Below are 14,800 nucleotides of genomic sequence, written 5' to 3'. Positions count from 1 at the left end.
GACGGCATCGGACAGAGGGGGAAAGCCATGGCGGTCATCAACACGCAGCTAAAGGACAACATCGGGACCATCACCTTCAACGACCCGGAACATCGCAACATCCTGAGCAGCACCATGATCGACGAGATGCTGCAGTCGATCGGCGCCCTGCAGAAGGGGAAGATGCGGGTGCTGGTGATCCGGGCCCCGGCGGGGTCCAAGGTCTGGTCGGCCGGGCACGATGTGCACGAGTTGCCGCTTCCCGGGCGCGATCCGCTCTCGTATCACGATCCCCTGGTGACCGTGCTCCGCTCGATCCAGAGCCTCCCGATCCCGGTGATCGCCATGATCGAGGGGAGCGTCTGGGGCGGTGCCTGCGATCTCGCCCTTTCCTGCGACATCCTGATCGGCTGCCCCACCACGTCGTTCTGCATGACGCCGGCGAAGATCGGCGTTCCCTACAACGTCTCCGGCATCCTGCACTTCATGAACATCATGGGGGTGAACTTCGCCAAGGAGATGTTCTTCACCGCGGAGCCGCTCTCGGCGGAGCAGGCGAACCGGGCGGGGCTTCTGAACCACTTGGTGGAGGCCGCGGAGCTTGCGGACTTCACCTACTCCATGGCGCAGCAGATCACCAGGAACAGTCCGCTCAGCATCGGGGTGATCAAGGAGCAGATCCGGCTTTTAGCGAGCGCCCACCCCCTCTCGCCGCTCACCTTCGAACGGGTGCAGGGGCTCAGGCGGACCGTCTACGACAGCAAGGACTACGCGGAGGGGATCAAGGCGTTTCTGGAGAAAAGGGCGCCGGTCTTCACCGGCGAATAGAATCGACCATTCTCCCTCTCCCCACGGGAGAGGGGACAAGAAAAAGGCCCGGCCGCATCTTCGCGGTCGGGCCTTCGTTGTTCTATGACTCTGCACGATCAGCGAAAGAGTTTATTCCTCCGCCTTCTCGAAGTTCCCCTTCTCCTGGCACTGGGGGCACTTCTGCGGCTTGCAGCGACCTTCCTTGGTGAATCCACAGCTCTTGCATTTCCACGTTGCCATAATTGCCTCCTGTTAGTTGTTGTTCAGCTTTATTTCCTGCACCTTCCCGAAAGTGGAAAGAGGCTGGTCGAATTTCTTCTGGTCCCCAACCACCACGAGCTTCATGTTCTCCGGGGCGAGGTATTTTTTCGCCACGCGCAGCACGTCGGCGCGGGTGACGCGGGCTATGTTGTCGCGGTAGTTCTCGAGGTACCCCTTGGGATAGCCGTAGAACTCGAGGCGCGCCTGCTGGGTCACCACGGAACTGCTCTTCTCGAAGGCGAAGATGAAGGAGTTGATGATGGAATCCTTGGCGAGCTTGAGCTCCGCCTCGGACACCTCGCTCTGGGTCATGCCGGTGATGATCGATTCGAGCAGCTTGATGGTCCGCGCCGTGGAATCCACCTTGGTCTCGGTCTCGGCGATGAAGGGGCCTTTGAAACGGCGCCCGACCTCGAAGTAGGCGTCGACGTTGTAGGCGAGCCCCTGGTTGGAGCGGATCTCCTGGGTGAGACGCGAGGTGAAGCCGCCCCCCAGGATGTATTCCATCACCTTGAGGGCGTAGAGGTCCGGGTTGTTCTTGTCGATCCCCAGATGCCCCATGCGGATCACCGACTGGTTCACCTCTTTCTGCACGTGCAGCACCGCCGGTGTCATTTCCTCGCCGGGAGCGGGGACCGCCGGGAAGGGCGCGGTCTGGTTGGGCCAGTCGCCGAAGAGGCGCTCGAGCCTCTTGAGGAGCTCCTCCCGGTCGAAGTCCCCGGAGACCGCCACGATCATGTTGGCCGGGTAGAAGAAGCGACGGTGGTAGTCGATCATGTCCTGACGGGTGATGGCGTTCACAGTCGCTATGGTGGGGATCCGTCCGAGCGGGTGGCCGGCGTAGATGGCCCGGGCAAGTTCCCTCCCGGCGATTCCCTTGGGATCGTCGTTCTGGCGCCGGATCCCCTCGAGGGCGTGGTTTTTAGCGAGTTCGACGCGCTCCGGATCAAAGGCCGGCTCCCGGACCACCTCGGCGAAGAGGGCGAGGGTGCGGTCCAAGTTTTTCGAGAGGGTGGAGAACGAGACACTGGCGTTGTCCGAGTTGATGCCGGCCTCGATGGACGAGGCCATGAATTCCAACTCGCGGTCCAGTTTGTCGGCCGGGGTCTTCAAGGTCCCGCCGCTTCTCAGCACCGCACCGGTCAAAGAGGCAAGCCCGGTCTTCGCTTCCGGCTCGTAGACGCTCCCGGCGTTCAGGTACGCGGTGAGGTTCACGATGGGGAGCTCGTGGTCCTGCAGCAGGTACACGATCATGCCGTTTTTGAGCTGCACCCTTTCGCTCTTCGGGAGCTGGAACTTGAGCGGCGGGAAGGTCATGTTGCGCGGGTTCGCCGGGGGCTGCGCCTGAGTTGGTGCCTGTGTCACCTTCTGCGTCTTTGACTCGGCGATGGTGCTGGAGCGGGCCGCGCTCGCCTCAGATACCAACGAGCCGGCGGTGCAAAGGGCGAGGGCGCTCAGCAGCACTAAACGGGAAAGGTTTTTTCGAATCATTCAAGGTCCCCTTCTTCTGGACTTATTTGGAATCTATCGCGACTCCCTCCCCTGGAGGGGGGTGTCTTACTGCGCGGCGTCCGCCTTGGTGATGAAACCGACGTTGCGGTTCTGGCGCGTGAAGTACTGTTTGGCAACGCGCATGACGTCCTCGGGCGTGATCTTAGCCACCTTCTGACGATGCTCGATGAGGTAGCGCCAGGTCCCGGCGATCGCCTCGTACTCGGTGAGGTTGCGCGCGAGGCCGCCGTTGGAGGCCATCTGGCGCGACTCCTCGAACTCGAGCTGGTTCAGGATCTGCTGCAGCTCCTCGTGCGTCATCGGCTCGGTCTTCAGGCGATCGAGTTCCTGATAGATCGCCGCCTCCACTTCGGCCACCGTGTGTGGCGCGCGCGGCGTCGCGCTGATTATGAAGAGGTTGGGATAGCGGCTCCCGGGTGCTCCGAACGAGGAGACGGAGGTGACGAGCTGCTTCTCGAGGACGAGTTTCTTGTAAAGGCGCGAGGTGCGGCCGCTGGTGAGCAGCATGTCGATGACGTCGAAGACGTAGTCGTCGGGCGCCGGCAGGGTCGGCTTGTGGAAGCCGATCATCACCTCGGGCTCGGCGTCGCCGATCACCTCGGTGCGCTTCTCACCCGACTGCTCCGGCTCCTGGACCGCGACGGGCGGGACCGGGGTCCCAGGCTTGATGCCGCCAAAATAGCGCTCGACGAGGGCGACGGTCTGCTTCGGATCGATGTCCCCTACGATGGCGACGATGGCGTTATTGGGGGCGTAGTACTTGTGCAGGAAGTTCTCCGCCTTGGTACGGGTGAGGTTCTCGATGTCGGACATCCAGCCGATGGTCGGCTGCCCGTTCGGGTGCGCGTTGAAGGCGTCGGCGAGGAAGGTCTCCCATAGTTTCCCCTCCGGCTCCGCGTCGTAGGAGCGGCGCCGCTCCTCCATCACGACGGAGCGCTCGGTGTAGAACTCCCTCAGCACCGCGTTCTGCATCCGGTCCGATTCGATGGCGGCCCACAGCTCAAGCTTGTTGGCCGGGATGTTGATGAGGTAGGTGGTGCCGTCCTTGCTGGTGAAGGCGTTGTAGCCGGCGCCGCCGTTTCGGGAATAGATGTCGGCGAACTCCTCCTTCACGACGTACTGCTCCGCCTCCTTCTCAAGGCGCTTAAGCTCCGCGGTCAGTTTCTCGATCACCTTCGGATCGGCTTCGTCGCGCTTGTTCTTTTCCGCCAGCAGCTCTTGCGCGGTCGCTTCGATCTTGTCCAGAAGCGGCTTCTCCGCCTTATAATCTCTGGTCCCGAGCGTCTTGGTTCCCTTGAAGAGCATGTGCTCCAGGAGGTGGGCAAGCCCGCGCTCGTCGCTTCTCTCGTCCACGCTCCCAACCTTGAAGCGGATCCAAGCTGCCACGGTGGGTGAGTTGTGGCGCTCCACCATCAGGAGCTTCATGCCGTTTTTGAGGGTGTGCTCCTGCACCCGCTCGGCAAGCCCCTGCCCAAAGCAAACGGACGCGTTGACGAGGATGACGAGGGCAACAACCCATCTGGAAACTATCTTCATGACTACCTCGGTTCGGTGGTTTTAATGTGAAGTGTGAAAAAAGATAACATTTGTCCTTTTGAAGCGCAAGGGGTTAAAAGACAGGAAAATCCCGCAGGAGATGCGCTCCTGCGGGATTGAGTGGATCGTGATGGAGGCGTTGCTTGCAGGGCTACTTGAGGGCCTGGGACAAGACCTCGCGGATGTCGTCGACGAAGATGAATTCGAGCTCCTCCCTGACGTTTTCCGGGATATCCTCGAGATCTTTCTTGTTCTTCGCGGGTGCCAGCACCTTCTTCACTCCGGCGCGACGGGCCGCGAGCACCTTTTCCTTCAGGCCGCCGATGGCGAGTACGCGGCCGGTCAGGCTCATCTCGCCGGTCATGGCGACGTCCCTCTTCGCGGGCCGCCCCGAGAAGAGGGAGACGATGGTGGTGGCCATGGTGATCCCGGCGGAGGGGCCGTCCTTCGGTATGCTCCCCGCCGGCACGTGGATGTGCAGCGTCGTGTCGTCGAAGGCCTTCTTTTCGATGCCGAGCTCGGAGCAGTTCGCCTTGACGAAGGAGAGTGCGGCGCGGGCCGATTCCTTCATCACCTCGCCCAGTGACCCGGTGAGGATCAGGTCCTCCTTACCCTTCATCTTGGTCGCCTCGACGAAGATGATGTCGCCGCCGCTTTCAGTCCAGGCAAGCCCGGTGGCGACGCCGATCCGGTCCTTCTCGGAGGCAACCTCGTCGAAGAACCTGGGCGGCCCCAGAAGCTCCGCCACCGTTTCCGGGTCGACCAGGGTGCGCAGCGGTTTCTCCTGTGCCACCTCTTTCGCGATCTTGCGGCAGACCGAGGCGATGCTCCTTTGCAGGTTCCTGACCCCTGCCTCGCGGGTGTAGTCGTGGGTGATGCGGTAGACCGCCTCGTCGGTGAACTTCGGGACCATGCTGCTGAGGCCGTTTTCCTCCACTTCCCGCGCGATCAGGTACTTCTTGGCGATGTTCAGCTTCTCCTCGTCGGTGTAGCCGGAGAGGGTGATCACCTCCATGCGGTCCTTCAGGGGCGCCGGGATCGGGTCGAGCTGGTTCGCCGTTGTGATGAACATCACGTTGGTCAGGTCGAACGGCACGTCGAGGTAATGGTCGGTGAAGGAGAAGTTCTGCTCCGGATCGAGCACCTCCAAAAGTGCGCTCGCCGGGTCACCGCGGAAGTCGGCGCCGATCTTGTCCACCTCGTCCAGCATGAAGACCGGGTTGTTGGAGCCGGCGCGGTTGATCTCCTGGATGATCCGGCCGGGCAGGGCGCCGATGTAGGTGCTGCGGTGGCCGCGGATCTCCGCCTCGTCGCGCATCCCCCCCAGGGAGATCCTGATGAACTTGCGGCCGAGCGTCCGGGCGATCGACTTGCCGAGGCTCGTCTTGCCGACCCCCGGGGGGCCGACGAAGCAGAGGATCGGGCCCTTCATCTTGTCCTTAAGCGTCCGGACCGCCAGGTACTCGAGGATCCTTTCCTTCACCTTCTTGAGGTCGTAGTGGTCCTCGTTGAGGATTACCTCGGCCTGGTTGATGTCCTTGTTGTCCGGGGTGCTCGTCTGCCACGGGATCGTGGTCAGGTAGTCGAGGTAGGTGCGCGAGACGGTGTACTCGGGGGAGGCGGGGTTGATGCGCTCGAGCCGCCTCATCTCCTTTTCCGCGATCTTGCGGACGTCGTCTGGCATCTTCGCGCTTTCGATCTTGCTTCTTAGCTCGTTGGTCTCGCCCATGCGGGAATCTTCCTCGCCGAGCTCCTCCTGGATCTGCTTCATCTGCTCGCGCAGTAGGAATTCCTTCTGGCTCTTGCCGACCTTCTTGGTGACCTCGGCCTGGACCTCTCCCTTGATCTGCAGCCGCTGCACCTCAGTCGTCAGGTGCATGTAGACCTTCTTGAGACGCTCCAAGGGATCGAGGGTCTCAAGAAGCTTCTGCAGTTCATCGATGGGGAGGTTCAGGTAGAGCGCGACGAGGTCGGAGAGGCGCGCGGGGTTGTCGATGAAGTCGATCATCTTCATGACGTCGTCGGGGAGGGGGCGGCCGTAAGAGAGGGCGATCTTCAAAAGCGCGTTCAGGCTTCCCACCAGCGCTTCGGAGACCATCGACTTCTCGGCGAACTCGCGCACCGGCTCCAGTCGGGAGAGCGCCACCGGGGTCTGCTGCACGATGGCGAGCAGCCTGACCCGGATCACCCCTTCGAGGACCACCTTGGCGCCGCCTCCGGCTAGCTTATTGAGCTGCACCACCTTACAAAGGGTGCCGATCTCGTGCAGGGCTGGAAGTAGTTCACCTTCCGGCTCCTGTCTCAGCTTCACCAGTGCCACGAGGTTGTTGAAGAGCACCGCCTCCTCAAAGGGGGGCATATCTTCCTGCTTCAGGAAGATGGTGAAGACCATGTAAGGGAAGGCAATGATCTCCCGCAACGGATACAGCGGGACGATCTCCGGCATGTTTATGGTGATGTTTTCTGTCATGGCAGTATTTCCAGATACTTGGTTGGGGGGCGCGAACTGTAAAAGAGTACTGGAGAAGCTCCCCCTGTCAACTGGAACCGCCGTTTAGATCGCCTCCCATGCCTCGTACAGGGCGGCGATTTCGGAGGAGAGCGAAGCGTGCCGCTCCCCGGCGATACGGGCGGCCTCGTGGTCGTTGAAGAAATCGGGCTGCGCCATCTCCTCCTCGAGTTTTGCGAGCTCACCTTCCTTCACGCCGATCTTGTCCTCGATTTCCGAGAGTTTCCGCTCCCGTGCCCGCTCCTCCTTCTGGCGCTGCTTGTCCAGTTCGCGCTGTTGCTGGCGCGACAGGCGCGGATCGGAGGACTCCTCGGCGTCCGCGGTATTTTCCTCCCCCTTGACCGGGGTGAGGCGCCCTAGGCCGTCCTGGCCGGGAGCCGCAACGGCGGTGCCGGCGGTCTTTTCCAGGTAGTACTCGTAGTCGCCGTAGAAGTTCTCGAGTTTGCCGCCACCGACCTCGACGACGCGGGTGGCGAGACCGTCGATGAAGTGGCGGTCGTGGGAGACGAAGACGACGGTGCCGCCGAAGTGTTTGAGGGCCTCCAGGAGTACGTCCTTGCTGAAGAGGTCCAGGTGGTTCGTCGGCTCGTCCATGAGGAGCAGGTTGGCGGGGCGCAAAAGAAGCTTTGCGAGGGCGAGACGGTTTCTTTCGCCGCCGGAGAGCACCCCTACTTTCTTATGGATGTCGTCGCCGGAGAAGAGGAAGGCCCCGAGGATGTCGCGCAGTTGCGGCACCATGTCGTAGGGGGACTCGGCGAGGATCTCGTCGTAGACGCTGCGCGTGGCGTCCAGCTCCTGCGCCTGGTCCTGGGCGAAGTAGTCCTTGATGACGTTGTGGCCGTCCTTCACCGTCCCGGAGGTGACGTCGGCGTTTGCGAGCACCCGCATCAGGGTCGATTTACCGGCGCCGTTGTGGCCGACCAGCGCGACCCGCTCACCGCTTTCCACGGTGAGATCAACGTTTTCGAGCACCACGTTGCTGCCGTAGGCCTTGGTGACCCCGGTCAGCTCGACGACGGTCTTGCCGCTCTTTGGAGGGGTCGGGAAGCGGAAGTGGATCTTCCTGCGCTCGGGGGGGAGGACGATGCGCTCGATCTTCTCGAGCTGCTTGATGCGCGACTGCACCATGGCGGCCTTGTCCGCCTTGTAGCGGAAGCGGGAGATGAAGTCTTCCATCTTCTCCACCTCCTCGTCCTGGCGCTTCTTGGCCTCCCGGAGGGCGGAGACCCGCTCCTCGCGCTGCACGAGATAATTACTGTAGTTGCAGTGGTAATCGGTGATGGCGTGGTTCCAGACCTCGGCGATCCTCGAACAGACCTGGTCCAGGAAGAAGCGGTCGTGCGAGACCAGCATCACGGAGTAGGGGTAGTTTTGCAGGTAACCCTCGAGCCAGTTACGCGCCTCGATGTCGAGGTGGTTGGTCGGCTCGTCCAAAAGGAGGACGTTCGGCTTCTTGAGGAGGAGCTTCGCGAGTGCGATGCGCATCTGCCAGCCGCCGGAGAACTCACCGCACTCCTTTTCCCAGTCGGCGGGGGAGAAACCTAAACCGGTGAGGACGTTCCCCACCTCGCTCTCCATGGCGTAGCCGCCCTTCAGGCGGAACTCCTCCTGGAGGTGGCCGAAACGGTCCAGGAGCTGGTCGTGTCCCGGCGCGTCGTGCGGCTCGTGCTCCAGGCGCGCGGTCAGTTGTGCGATTTCACGCTCGATCTCCTGCAGTTCGGAGAGCGCCGTCATCACCTCCGCGAAGAGCGGCTGGCCTTTCGCGACGATGCCGTCCTGCGGGAGGTAGCCTACCGTGCCGCCGCGGGTGATCTGGATGTCGCCGCTAGTGCTTTCCACCTCGCCCGCGATGATGCGCATGAGGGTCGACTTGCCGGCGCCGTTCTCGCCGACGAGGCCGACACGCTCGCCTTTTTTCAGATGCCAGCTGATGTCTACGAAAAGCGGTTTTCCCGCGAAATCCTTGGAGAGTTTCTTCAGGTGCAGCATGGAGGTTTCCTTCCTGGGGGACTATTGAGGCCGGGGAGCCCGGAACAACGGGACATTGTAGGTAAAGCGGCGGGAGTTTGTCAAAAGCAAAAGGCAAACTAACAGGGATGAAGGGGATAAAGGGGATAAAGCGAATAAAGGCTTTTAAACCAAATAAAGGTTCTTGTTTTTGCCTTTGCAGTTATCCCTTTTATCCCCTTCATCCCTGTTAAACGCCTTGTTTTTATTTCTTGTCCTTCTCCGCGAGGTAGTCGGCGAGGATGGTACGGCTGTGCTCGTCGTCGTGGCAGTAGACGCAGAGGTTTTCCCAGTTGCTACCGTCGGGTGGGTTGTAGTTGTGGTTGCCGTCCTTGTGGTGCACGGTGAGCAGGTGCAGGTTGGAGAGCTCGAATTCGCGGCCGCACTTGGCGCAGATCCAGCCGTGCAGTTTCAGCGATTTCTCCCGGTAGTTTTCCGGGCGCTGCTGCTCACCTCTCAGCTTGCGCACCAGTTCGTCGATCTCCTCGGCGCTCTTCGGAGGGACGTTCTTCGGGCCACGCGGGCGAAACGATGGGGACATGGATTGGCCTCCTTTGCCTGTTGGTGAACCACTCCTTCCCCCGGAGGGGGGAGGTCGGGAGGGGGGAAGTCTAAACTGGACGCTGCGCGCCCCCTCCCTGTCCCTCCCCCTCCGGGAGAGGGGACTTTAGGGCTGCGGTCCATGCTGCTTATGCTTATAGGTTCCCCTTGAGACCGATCGCCTCGGCCGCAGGCTTCATCCCCTCGATGGTGTCCGCGATCAGTTCATTCAGCTCGACTCCCATCATGGCGGCGCCCTTCTCGATGACGGAACGGTCCGCACCGGCGGCAAACGCCTTGTCCTTCCACTTCTTGGTGACGCTCTTAACCGGCAGGTCGAGGATGCTCTTCGAGGGGCGCACGAGCGTGCTCGCAGAGACGAGCCCGGTCAGTTCGTCGATGGTGAACAGGGTCTTTTCCAGCCTCGTGACCGGTTCCACATCGCTGCAGATCCCCCAGCCGTGCGATACCACGGCGCGGATGTAATCCTCGGGCCAGCCGGCGCTACGCAGGATCTCAGGCGCCTTGTGGCAGTGCTCTTCCGGGTGGCGCTCGTAGTCGATGTCGTGGGCAAGGCCGATGATGCCCCACATCTCCTCGTCTTCACCGTACTTGCGCGCCATGTGGCGCATCACCGCTTCCACAGCGAGGGAGTGTCTTCTCATCTGGTCGCTCGGCAGGTATTCCTCGATCAGTTTCCAGGTTGCTTCCCTGGTCGGTGCGCTGCTCATAAAAAGTGCCTCCCTCTTGTTTTTGTCAGGCAGGGATCGTAGCCAAAAACGCTAACGATGTCAATTGGCTAACCCTTCGGCTCCAGACGGGCGATCTTCGGCTCGTGCCCCTTTTTGTACACCATCAGGGTTCTCTTGAAGTTGATGACGATGTCGCCGTTTTGGGTGAAGCCGGTGGTCTTCACTGTCACGATGCCGAGGTTCGGGCGTGACTTCGATTCGCGTTTCGCGAGCACCTCGGACTGCGAGTAGAGGGTGTCCCCCTCGAAAAGCGGGTTCGGGAGGGTGACCTCGTCCCACCCAAGGTTCGCGAAGACGTTCTGCGAGATGTCGGTGACGCTCTGCCCTGTGACGATGGCGAGGGTGAGGGTCGAGTCGACCAGTGGCTTTCCGAACTCGGTCTGGGCGGAGTAGTGCGCGTCGAAGTGGACCGGCGCCGTGTTCTGGGTGAGGAGGGTGAACCAGATGTTGTCGGTCTTCGTGATGGTGCGTCCCAGCGGGTGGGGGTAGACGTCGCCTACCTCGAAATCCTCGAAGAACCTGCCGCGCCAGCCTTCCTTGATTGCCATGTCGACCTCCGGTTTTTTGGGTGGGGCGGCGCTGGGCCGCATATTAATAACTCACTCTGCGAGGGTCTGCGACCTCACGTAGAGTACGAGGCCTAGCAGCGAGAGCACGATGCCGACACCTCCCGCCGCACCGGGCCAGGCGCCCCCAAGGAACGCGATCTCTCCTAGCAGGGAGAAGACCACCTCCATGGACTGGGTGGCGTCCACGGCCGAGAGCTCGAACGGCGTCTTCGCTAGGTGGCGCGCCTTGTAAAAGAGCGTGGTGGCAAGCACTCCCGAGAAGACCGCCACCATCGCGGTGTTGACGAGCTGCCCCGCCGACGGGGGGGGAGGGTGCACGAAGAGGATCAGCACGGCCCAAAGCGGGAGCGAGCCTAACACCATGATGAGTACGCGTGCCGCGCTGTCGTCGAGCACCGCGGTGCTTGCCTCGGGAATCCTGACGATCTTGCCGTGACGCGCCTCCCAGATCAACTGGTTGCCGAGGGGGTACGCGAAAGCCGCAACGAGAACGGGGAGTATGCCCAGCACGGTTTCCCGCAGTGAGGCCGCCGCGGCTTGTTCCAGGGTGACCAGGACGATGCCGATGAAGATGAGGACGGTGTAGAAGACGCCGCGCATCGGCACGCGTTTGCCGAAGAGAAGGAGCACGAGCGGCGTGGCGAGGATGGTCGACTGCCACGTGGTCGCTACGACCCAGCCGGGCGCGAAGGAGGCACTGAAGGTGAGCAGAGCGTAGAAGACGCCGAAGCCGGTGCTTCCCGCCACGGTCCAGAAACACCAGTTGCTGCGAAAGGCCGTGAAGACGTCCTTCAGGAGGCGCGACTTGCCGGTGAGGGCGAGCCACAGCCCCAGCATGAAGAACATGTAGAAGTAGCGCAGGCTCGCGGTCCAGATCCAGTGCCCCCCCTGCAGACTCATGGCGCGGTTGAGGACGAAGGTGCTGCTGAAGAAAAGGGCGGAGCATGTGCCGAGGAGAATCAGACGAGTCATTGCTACCTTCTGCGTGATGGATGTGCCTGTCGCGACGGCTAAATCTCTGTAACTGAAAAGTCATTTGAGGTAAAGCGAAAACGATGCTTTCCTCACCGGGAACATCACATTTAGGCACTCGTTTGACCGCGGGCTTGTGAGGGGGCAAGACATGACGGAAAGGCGCGCAAACACAGGGCTCGCGACTCATCCATATAACCCCATTCTGCGTTGACAATAGTTGTCTATAGTGATACTTTCCGACAGGTTCAACGCCTTATACCTTAAGCCCGGAAAGGTTCATCACGTGCATCTTTATAAGATTTTCCGTGCCTCATTCTTGAAAATCCTGACAGTCTTGCTCCTTGTTGCGCTTCTAGTTCCCGCGCCTGCTTTCTCTCTCGATTCCGAAGATTCGCAGATCTTTATTTCCGGGTTCAATTCCTACCAGAAAAAAGATTACCCTGCCGCGGTTGAGAGCATGTCCACCCTCCTCAAAAAGTACCCGGACACTCCTTTGAAAGACATGGCCGTTTTCTGGCTGGCGCGGGCCAACTACAAGGTCGGCAACAACCAGGAGGCGGGTAAATACATGGCGCAGTTCCTCCGGGACTACCCGGAGAGCCCGCTCAAGGCGACGGTCGAGGACGAACTCATCCAGCTCGCCGAGCGCTACGAGAAGGGTGAGGCCATTCCCGCCACGCCGAAAACCGCAGCACAGCCGGCTCCTGGCGTGGCAGTCGCGGAAAAGGCCGCTGCCGAGCGTGCAGCCGCAGAAAGGGCCGCCGCAGTCAAGGCTTCTGCCGAAAAGGTAGCCGCTGAGAAAGCTGCCGCCGACAAGGCTGCCATCGATGCCGCTGCGGAAAGGGCCGCTGCCGCGCAGAAAGCCGCCGCCGAGAAGGCTGCAGTTGAGAAGGCTGCCGCCGAGAAAGCTGCCGCCGAGAAAGCTGCCGCCCCCCGGGACGTGAAAGAGAAAAAGGTCAGCGTCGCCAAGCACGGCAAGGAAAAGGGGAAATCCTCCGCGCTGCGGAAAAAGGCGATCGCCGGTTACAAGGACGTGATCGACCGCTACCCCGGCACTCCCGCCGCCGCCAACGCCTCGGCTAAGCTCCTGCAGATGGGGATCGAATACCCGACCGTGAAGAAGGGTGGGGCGGCCGCGCCGCAGGGGGAAGTGACCCAGGTCTTCAACATCGAGGTGGCCCAGTACGCCGATCTCGACGTCAGGCTCGGGGCCGCCGGTGAGACCCAGGAGGCGGGGAAACGTTTCGTGATCCCGATGGACATCGTCAACTCCGGCAACGGCAGCGACAGCTTCCTGCTCGACTCGGGCTTCCCGCCTGAGTACGACTTCCATTTCGCCGCGGCCGACACTCCGGACGTCGCCATCAAGAGCACCCCGACCCTCGAGGTGGGGGAGAAGTTCAGGGGGGTGGCCGTCGGGACCATTCCGCGCGGCAACATAGACGGCCAGAAGAGCAGCTATCCCGTTAAGGTGGTCTCCGCTTTCGCCAGGGAGGCTTCCCAGACCAAAGAGATCGCGCTGCGCACCTCGGCGCCGCTTTTGAGGGCAGTGGTGAAGAGCGACAGGACGAAGCTTCTCCCCGGCGAGAAGGTCTCCTACCGCGTTTCCCTGCTCAACATCGGCAGCGCGGCGGCCCGGGACGTCACCCTCAGGGTCAGCTATCCGCCCCAGTACGAGCCTTCCGGTACGCCTGCCGGCTTCAAGAAGGAGAACGGCGCCATCGTGCTCGATGGTATGCGGCTTAAGTCCGGAGAGAGCCAGGACCACAACCTCACCTTCCGCTTGAAGGACGAAGCGCTCGCCGACCAGGAACTCATCGTCAGGGCCGACATCGCCAACGGCTCGCTGGGCAAGAAGGAATCCTTCGTCTCCGCCACGAGCTTCGTGCAGCGGGTGAGCGGCGTTACGGCGCGCACCGGTGCGGGTAAACTCGTCGCGATCCCCGGCCAGACAGTTTCCGTGCCGCTCGTCGTCACCAACACCGGCAACGTGCGCGAGGTGTTCGCCATCAAGGCCAGCGTACCGGCGAACGCGACATACACCTTCTACGACGACGTGAACCGCGACGGCAAACGCCAGAACAGCGAGCCGATCATCAACCACGTAGGCCCTCTCTCCCCGAAGGAAGAGGCGTACGTCATCATGGAAATGGAAACGCCCGCGAGCGCCCTCGACGGTGCCGTTGCCGCCGCATCGGTGCGCTTCGAACCCGAGGCTGCGGACCGCGCCGCTGCGGTCAATCTCCAGCTCACCTACTCCCGCCCCATCGTGGAACTCACCTTGGCGGCAAGGGGTGGCAAGCTGAAGCCCGGCGAAGTCTCCTCGCTTGACCTGAACTGCGTGAACCGCGGATCAAGTCTGGCAAAACAGGTGATCCTGCAGAGCGCCCTGCCTGCCCAGCTCGAACTGGTGGCAGCCGAGCCCGCCTTCAGCAGGTACGACAACGGCGTCTACCTCTGGCGCCTCGACGAACTCGGCGCTGGCGAGAGACGCAGCATCAAGGTAACCTATCGCGTGAAGCCGGGCGTGGCCGTCGGCACCAGCGTGCAGATGAAGAACTCGCTCAATTACCAGGATCTCCTCGGCAACAGGTACTGAGATGGCAAAACAGACCCTCGTCACCATCGGCAGTCTCATCCTGCTCGGCGCCGGCATCACCGTAGGCCATGCCGACGAGATGCTTCTGTACACCCCGAAGCCGGAGACCTCGGGTGTGGCGCCTGCCTCGCCAAGGGACGGGGTTCTCGTACGCACCGTCACCGTCAAGCGGGGGGACACGCTCTCCAAGCTGTCGAGAAAGCACATCGGGGTGGCCGACTACTTCCCGCAGATGCTGGTCTTCAACAGCATAAGAAACCCTGACCTGATCCATCCAGGCGACAAGCTGCTGGTTCCGGTGCGTCCCGGAAAGAGCGTCAAGAGCCGCGCCTCCCGGCGTCCGGCCTCCGCCGTCGCGAAGAAGCAGGCGTCTGCGCCCGCATCCGAGGGACAGGTCAAGTCCGGCGAGCGCGAGCTCTTCCAGCGCGCCGAGCGCGCCTACCTGGCGCACGACTACCGCGATGCGCTGAACGGATTCACCAAGTTTTTACGCACCTTCCCCCGTTCCTCGTTCGCCGCGGACGCCTCCCTCTACCGCGCGGACTGCTACCTGCACTTGTCCGGGGAGTAACCAGCCGCCTTTTCCACCCGCCACAGCCAAAGAAACAGTCGCCGGATCGCACCAGTTTTAGGGGAGAAGCCTGCCGTCACAGTTGCGGCTTTGGACGGATAAGGGTAAATTGTGGTGTAAGAATATGTAGTTATTTGGTTTTTCGAATTAGAGAAGTTTCAAAAGTTAAATAGTGGGACG

Annotated in this window: 12 protein-coding genes; 3 read left to right on the top strand and 9 right to left on the bottom strand. The window is 61.7% G+C overall.

From position 1 onward, the window contains the following. The first annotated feature begins 27 nt into the window (after positions 1-27). Positions 28-807: a methylmalonyl-CoA decarboxylase gene (gene scpB, locus E4633_RS00535; protein ID WP_135868336.1), complete on the top strand. Its 780-nt coding sequence runs from the start codon at positions 28-30 to the stop codon at positions 805-807. 111 nt (positions 808-918) lie between these two features. Here the strand turns inward: scpB and E4633_RS00530 are convergent, their stop codons facing one another. From E4633_RS00530 to E4633_RS00490, 9 genes are all read right to left on the bottom strand, one after another. Continuing rightward, positions 919-1,029 (bottom strand): RCKP-type rubredoxin-like domain-containing protein, encoded by a 111-nt coding sequence (locus E4633_RS00530; protein WP_129127189.1) that lies wholly within the window; start codon positions 1,027-1,029, stop codon positions 919-921. Between the two features lie 12 nt (positions 1,030-1,041). Continuing rightward, a complete protein-coding gene (locus tag E4633_RS00525) occupies positions 1,042-2,541 on the bottom strand; it encodes a M16 family metallopeptidase (RefSeq protein WP_135868335.1) in 1,500 nt (499 codons plus the stop codon). Between the two features lie 66 nt (positions 2,542-2,607). Further along, a complete protein-coding gene (locus E4633_RS00520) occupies positions 2,608-4,098 on the bottom strand; it encodes a M16 family metallopeptidase (protein ID WP_135868334.1) in 1,491 nt (496 codons plus the stop codon). Between the two features lie 151 nt (positions 4,099-4,249). Then, positions 4,250-6,568 carry an endopeptidase La gene (gene lon, locus E4633_RS00515; protein WP_135868333.1) on the bottom strand — a complete coding sequence of 773 codons (2,319 nt, stop codon included), beginning with the start codon at positions 6,566-6,568 and terminating at the stop codon, positions 4,250-4,252. 84 nt (positions 6,569-6,652) lie between these two features. Continuing rightward, entirely contained in the window at positions 6,653-8,596 is a 1,944-nt protein-coding gene (locus tag E4633_RS00510; protein WP_135868332.1) for an ABC-F family ATP-binding cassette domain-containing protein, read from the bottom strand. 223 nt (positions 8,597-8,819) lie between these two features. Further along, positions 8,820-9,155, bottom strand: a complete 336-nt coding sequence (locus E4633_RS00505) for a YajD family HNH nuclease (protein ID WP_135868331.1) — start codon at positions 9,153-9,155, stop codon at positions 8,820-8,822. A gap of 154 nt (positions 9,156-9,309) precedes the next feature. After that, positions 9,310-9,885, bottom strand: coding sequence for an HDIG domain-containing metalloprotein (locus tag E4633_RS00500; protein ID WP_135868330.1), 576 nt, complete (start codon positions 9,883-9,885; stop codon positions 9,310-9,312). A 68-nt stretch (positions 9,886-9,953) separates the two neighbouring features. Then, positions 9,954-10,454 (bottom strand): MaoC family dehydratase, encoded by a 501-nt coding sequence (locus tag E4633_RS00495; protein WP_135868329.1) that lies wholly within the window; start codon positions 10,452-10,454, stop codon positions 9,954-9,956. A 51-nt stretch (positions 10,455-10,505) separates the two neighbouring features. Further along, entirely contained in the window at positions 10,506-11,447 is a 942-nt protein-coding gene (locus E4633_RS00490) for a DMT family transporter (RefSeq protein ID WP_135868328.1), read from the bottom strand. Between the two features lie 229 nt (positions 11,448-11,676). On the opposite strand from E4633_RS00490, the gene E4633_RS00485 reads away from it, so the two are divergent. Both E4633_RS00485 and E4633_RS00480 read left to right on the top strand, forming a co-directional pair. Continuing rightward, the gene (locus E4633_RS00485) at positions 11,677-14,049 is read left to right on the top strand and encodes a tetratricopeptide repeat protein (protein ID WP_407925448.1); all 2,373 of its coding nucleotides are present in this window, start codon (positions 11,677-11,679) and stop codon (positions 14,047-14,049) included. A gap of 1 nt (position 14,050) precedes the next feature. After that, a complete protein-coding gene (locus E4633_RS00480) occupies positions 14,051-14,620 on the top strand; it encodes a LysM peptidoglycan-binding domain-containing protein (protein WP_135868326.1) in 570 nt (189 codons plus the stop codon). Positions 14,621-14,800 lie beyond the last annotated feature (180 nt).

Source organism: Geomonas terrae (genome assembly GCF_004791675.1).
Classification (GTDB): Bacteria; Desulfobacterota; Desulfuromonadia; order Geobacterales; family Geobacteraceae; genus Geomonas; species Geomonas edaphica.
The sequence above is the reverse complement of the archived record's forward strand: the minus strand, read 5'-3'. Positions and strand labels throughout refer to the sequence as shown.

Bases quoted from the DNA above. Each gene is read 5' to 3' on its own strand.
- scpB (WP_135868336.1), top strand. From the start codon at position 28: ATGGCGGTCATCAACACGCAGCTAAAGGACAACATCGGGACCATCACC.
- E4633_RS00530 (WP_129127189.1), bottom strand. From the start codon at position 1,029: ATGGCAACGTGGAAATGCAAGAGCTGTGGATTCACCAAGGAAGGTCGC.
- E4633_RS00525 (WP_135868335.1), bottom strand. From the start codon at position 2,541: ATGATTCGAAAAAACCTTTCCCGTTTAGTGCTGCTGAGCGCCCTCGCC.
- E4633_RS00520 (WP_135868334.1), bottom strand. From the start codon at position 4,098: ATGAAGATAGTTTCCAGATGGGTTGTTGCCCTCGTCATCCTCGTCAAC.
- lon (WP_135868333.1), bottom strand. From the start codon at position 6,568: ATGACAGAAAACATCACCATAAACATGCCGGAGATCGTCCCGCTGTAT.
- E4633_RS00510 (WP_135868332.1), bottom strand. From the start codon at position 8,596: ATGCTGCACCTGAAGAAACTCTCCAAGGATTTCGCGGGAAAACCGCTT.
- E4633_RS00505 (WP_135868331.1), bottom strand. From the start codon at position 9,155: ATGTCCCCATCGTTTCGCCCGCGTGGCCCGAAGAACGTCCCTCCGAAG.
- E4633_RS00500 (WP_135868330.1), bottom strand. From the start codon at position 9,885: ATGAGCAGCGCACCGACCAGGGAAGCAACCTGGAAACTGATCGAGGAA.
- E4633_RS00495 (WP_135868329.1), bottom strand. From the start codon at position 10,454: ATGGCAATCAAGGAAGGCTGGCGCGGCAGGTTCTTCGAGGATTTCGAG.
- E4633_RS00490 (WP_135868328.1), bottom strand. From the start codon at position 11,447: ATGACTCGTCTGATTCTCCTCGGCACATGCTCCGCCCTTTTCTTCAGC.
- E4633_RS00480 (WP_135868326.1), top strand. From the start codon at position 14,051: ATGGCAAAACAGACCCTCGTCACCATCGGCAGTCTCATCCTGCTCGGC.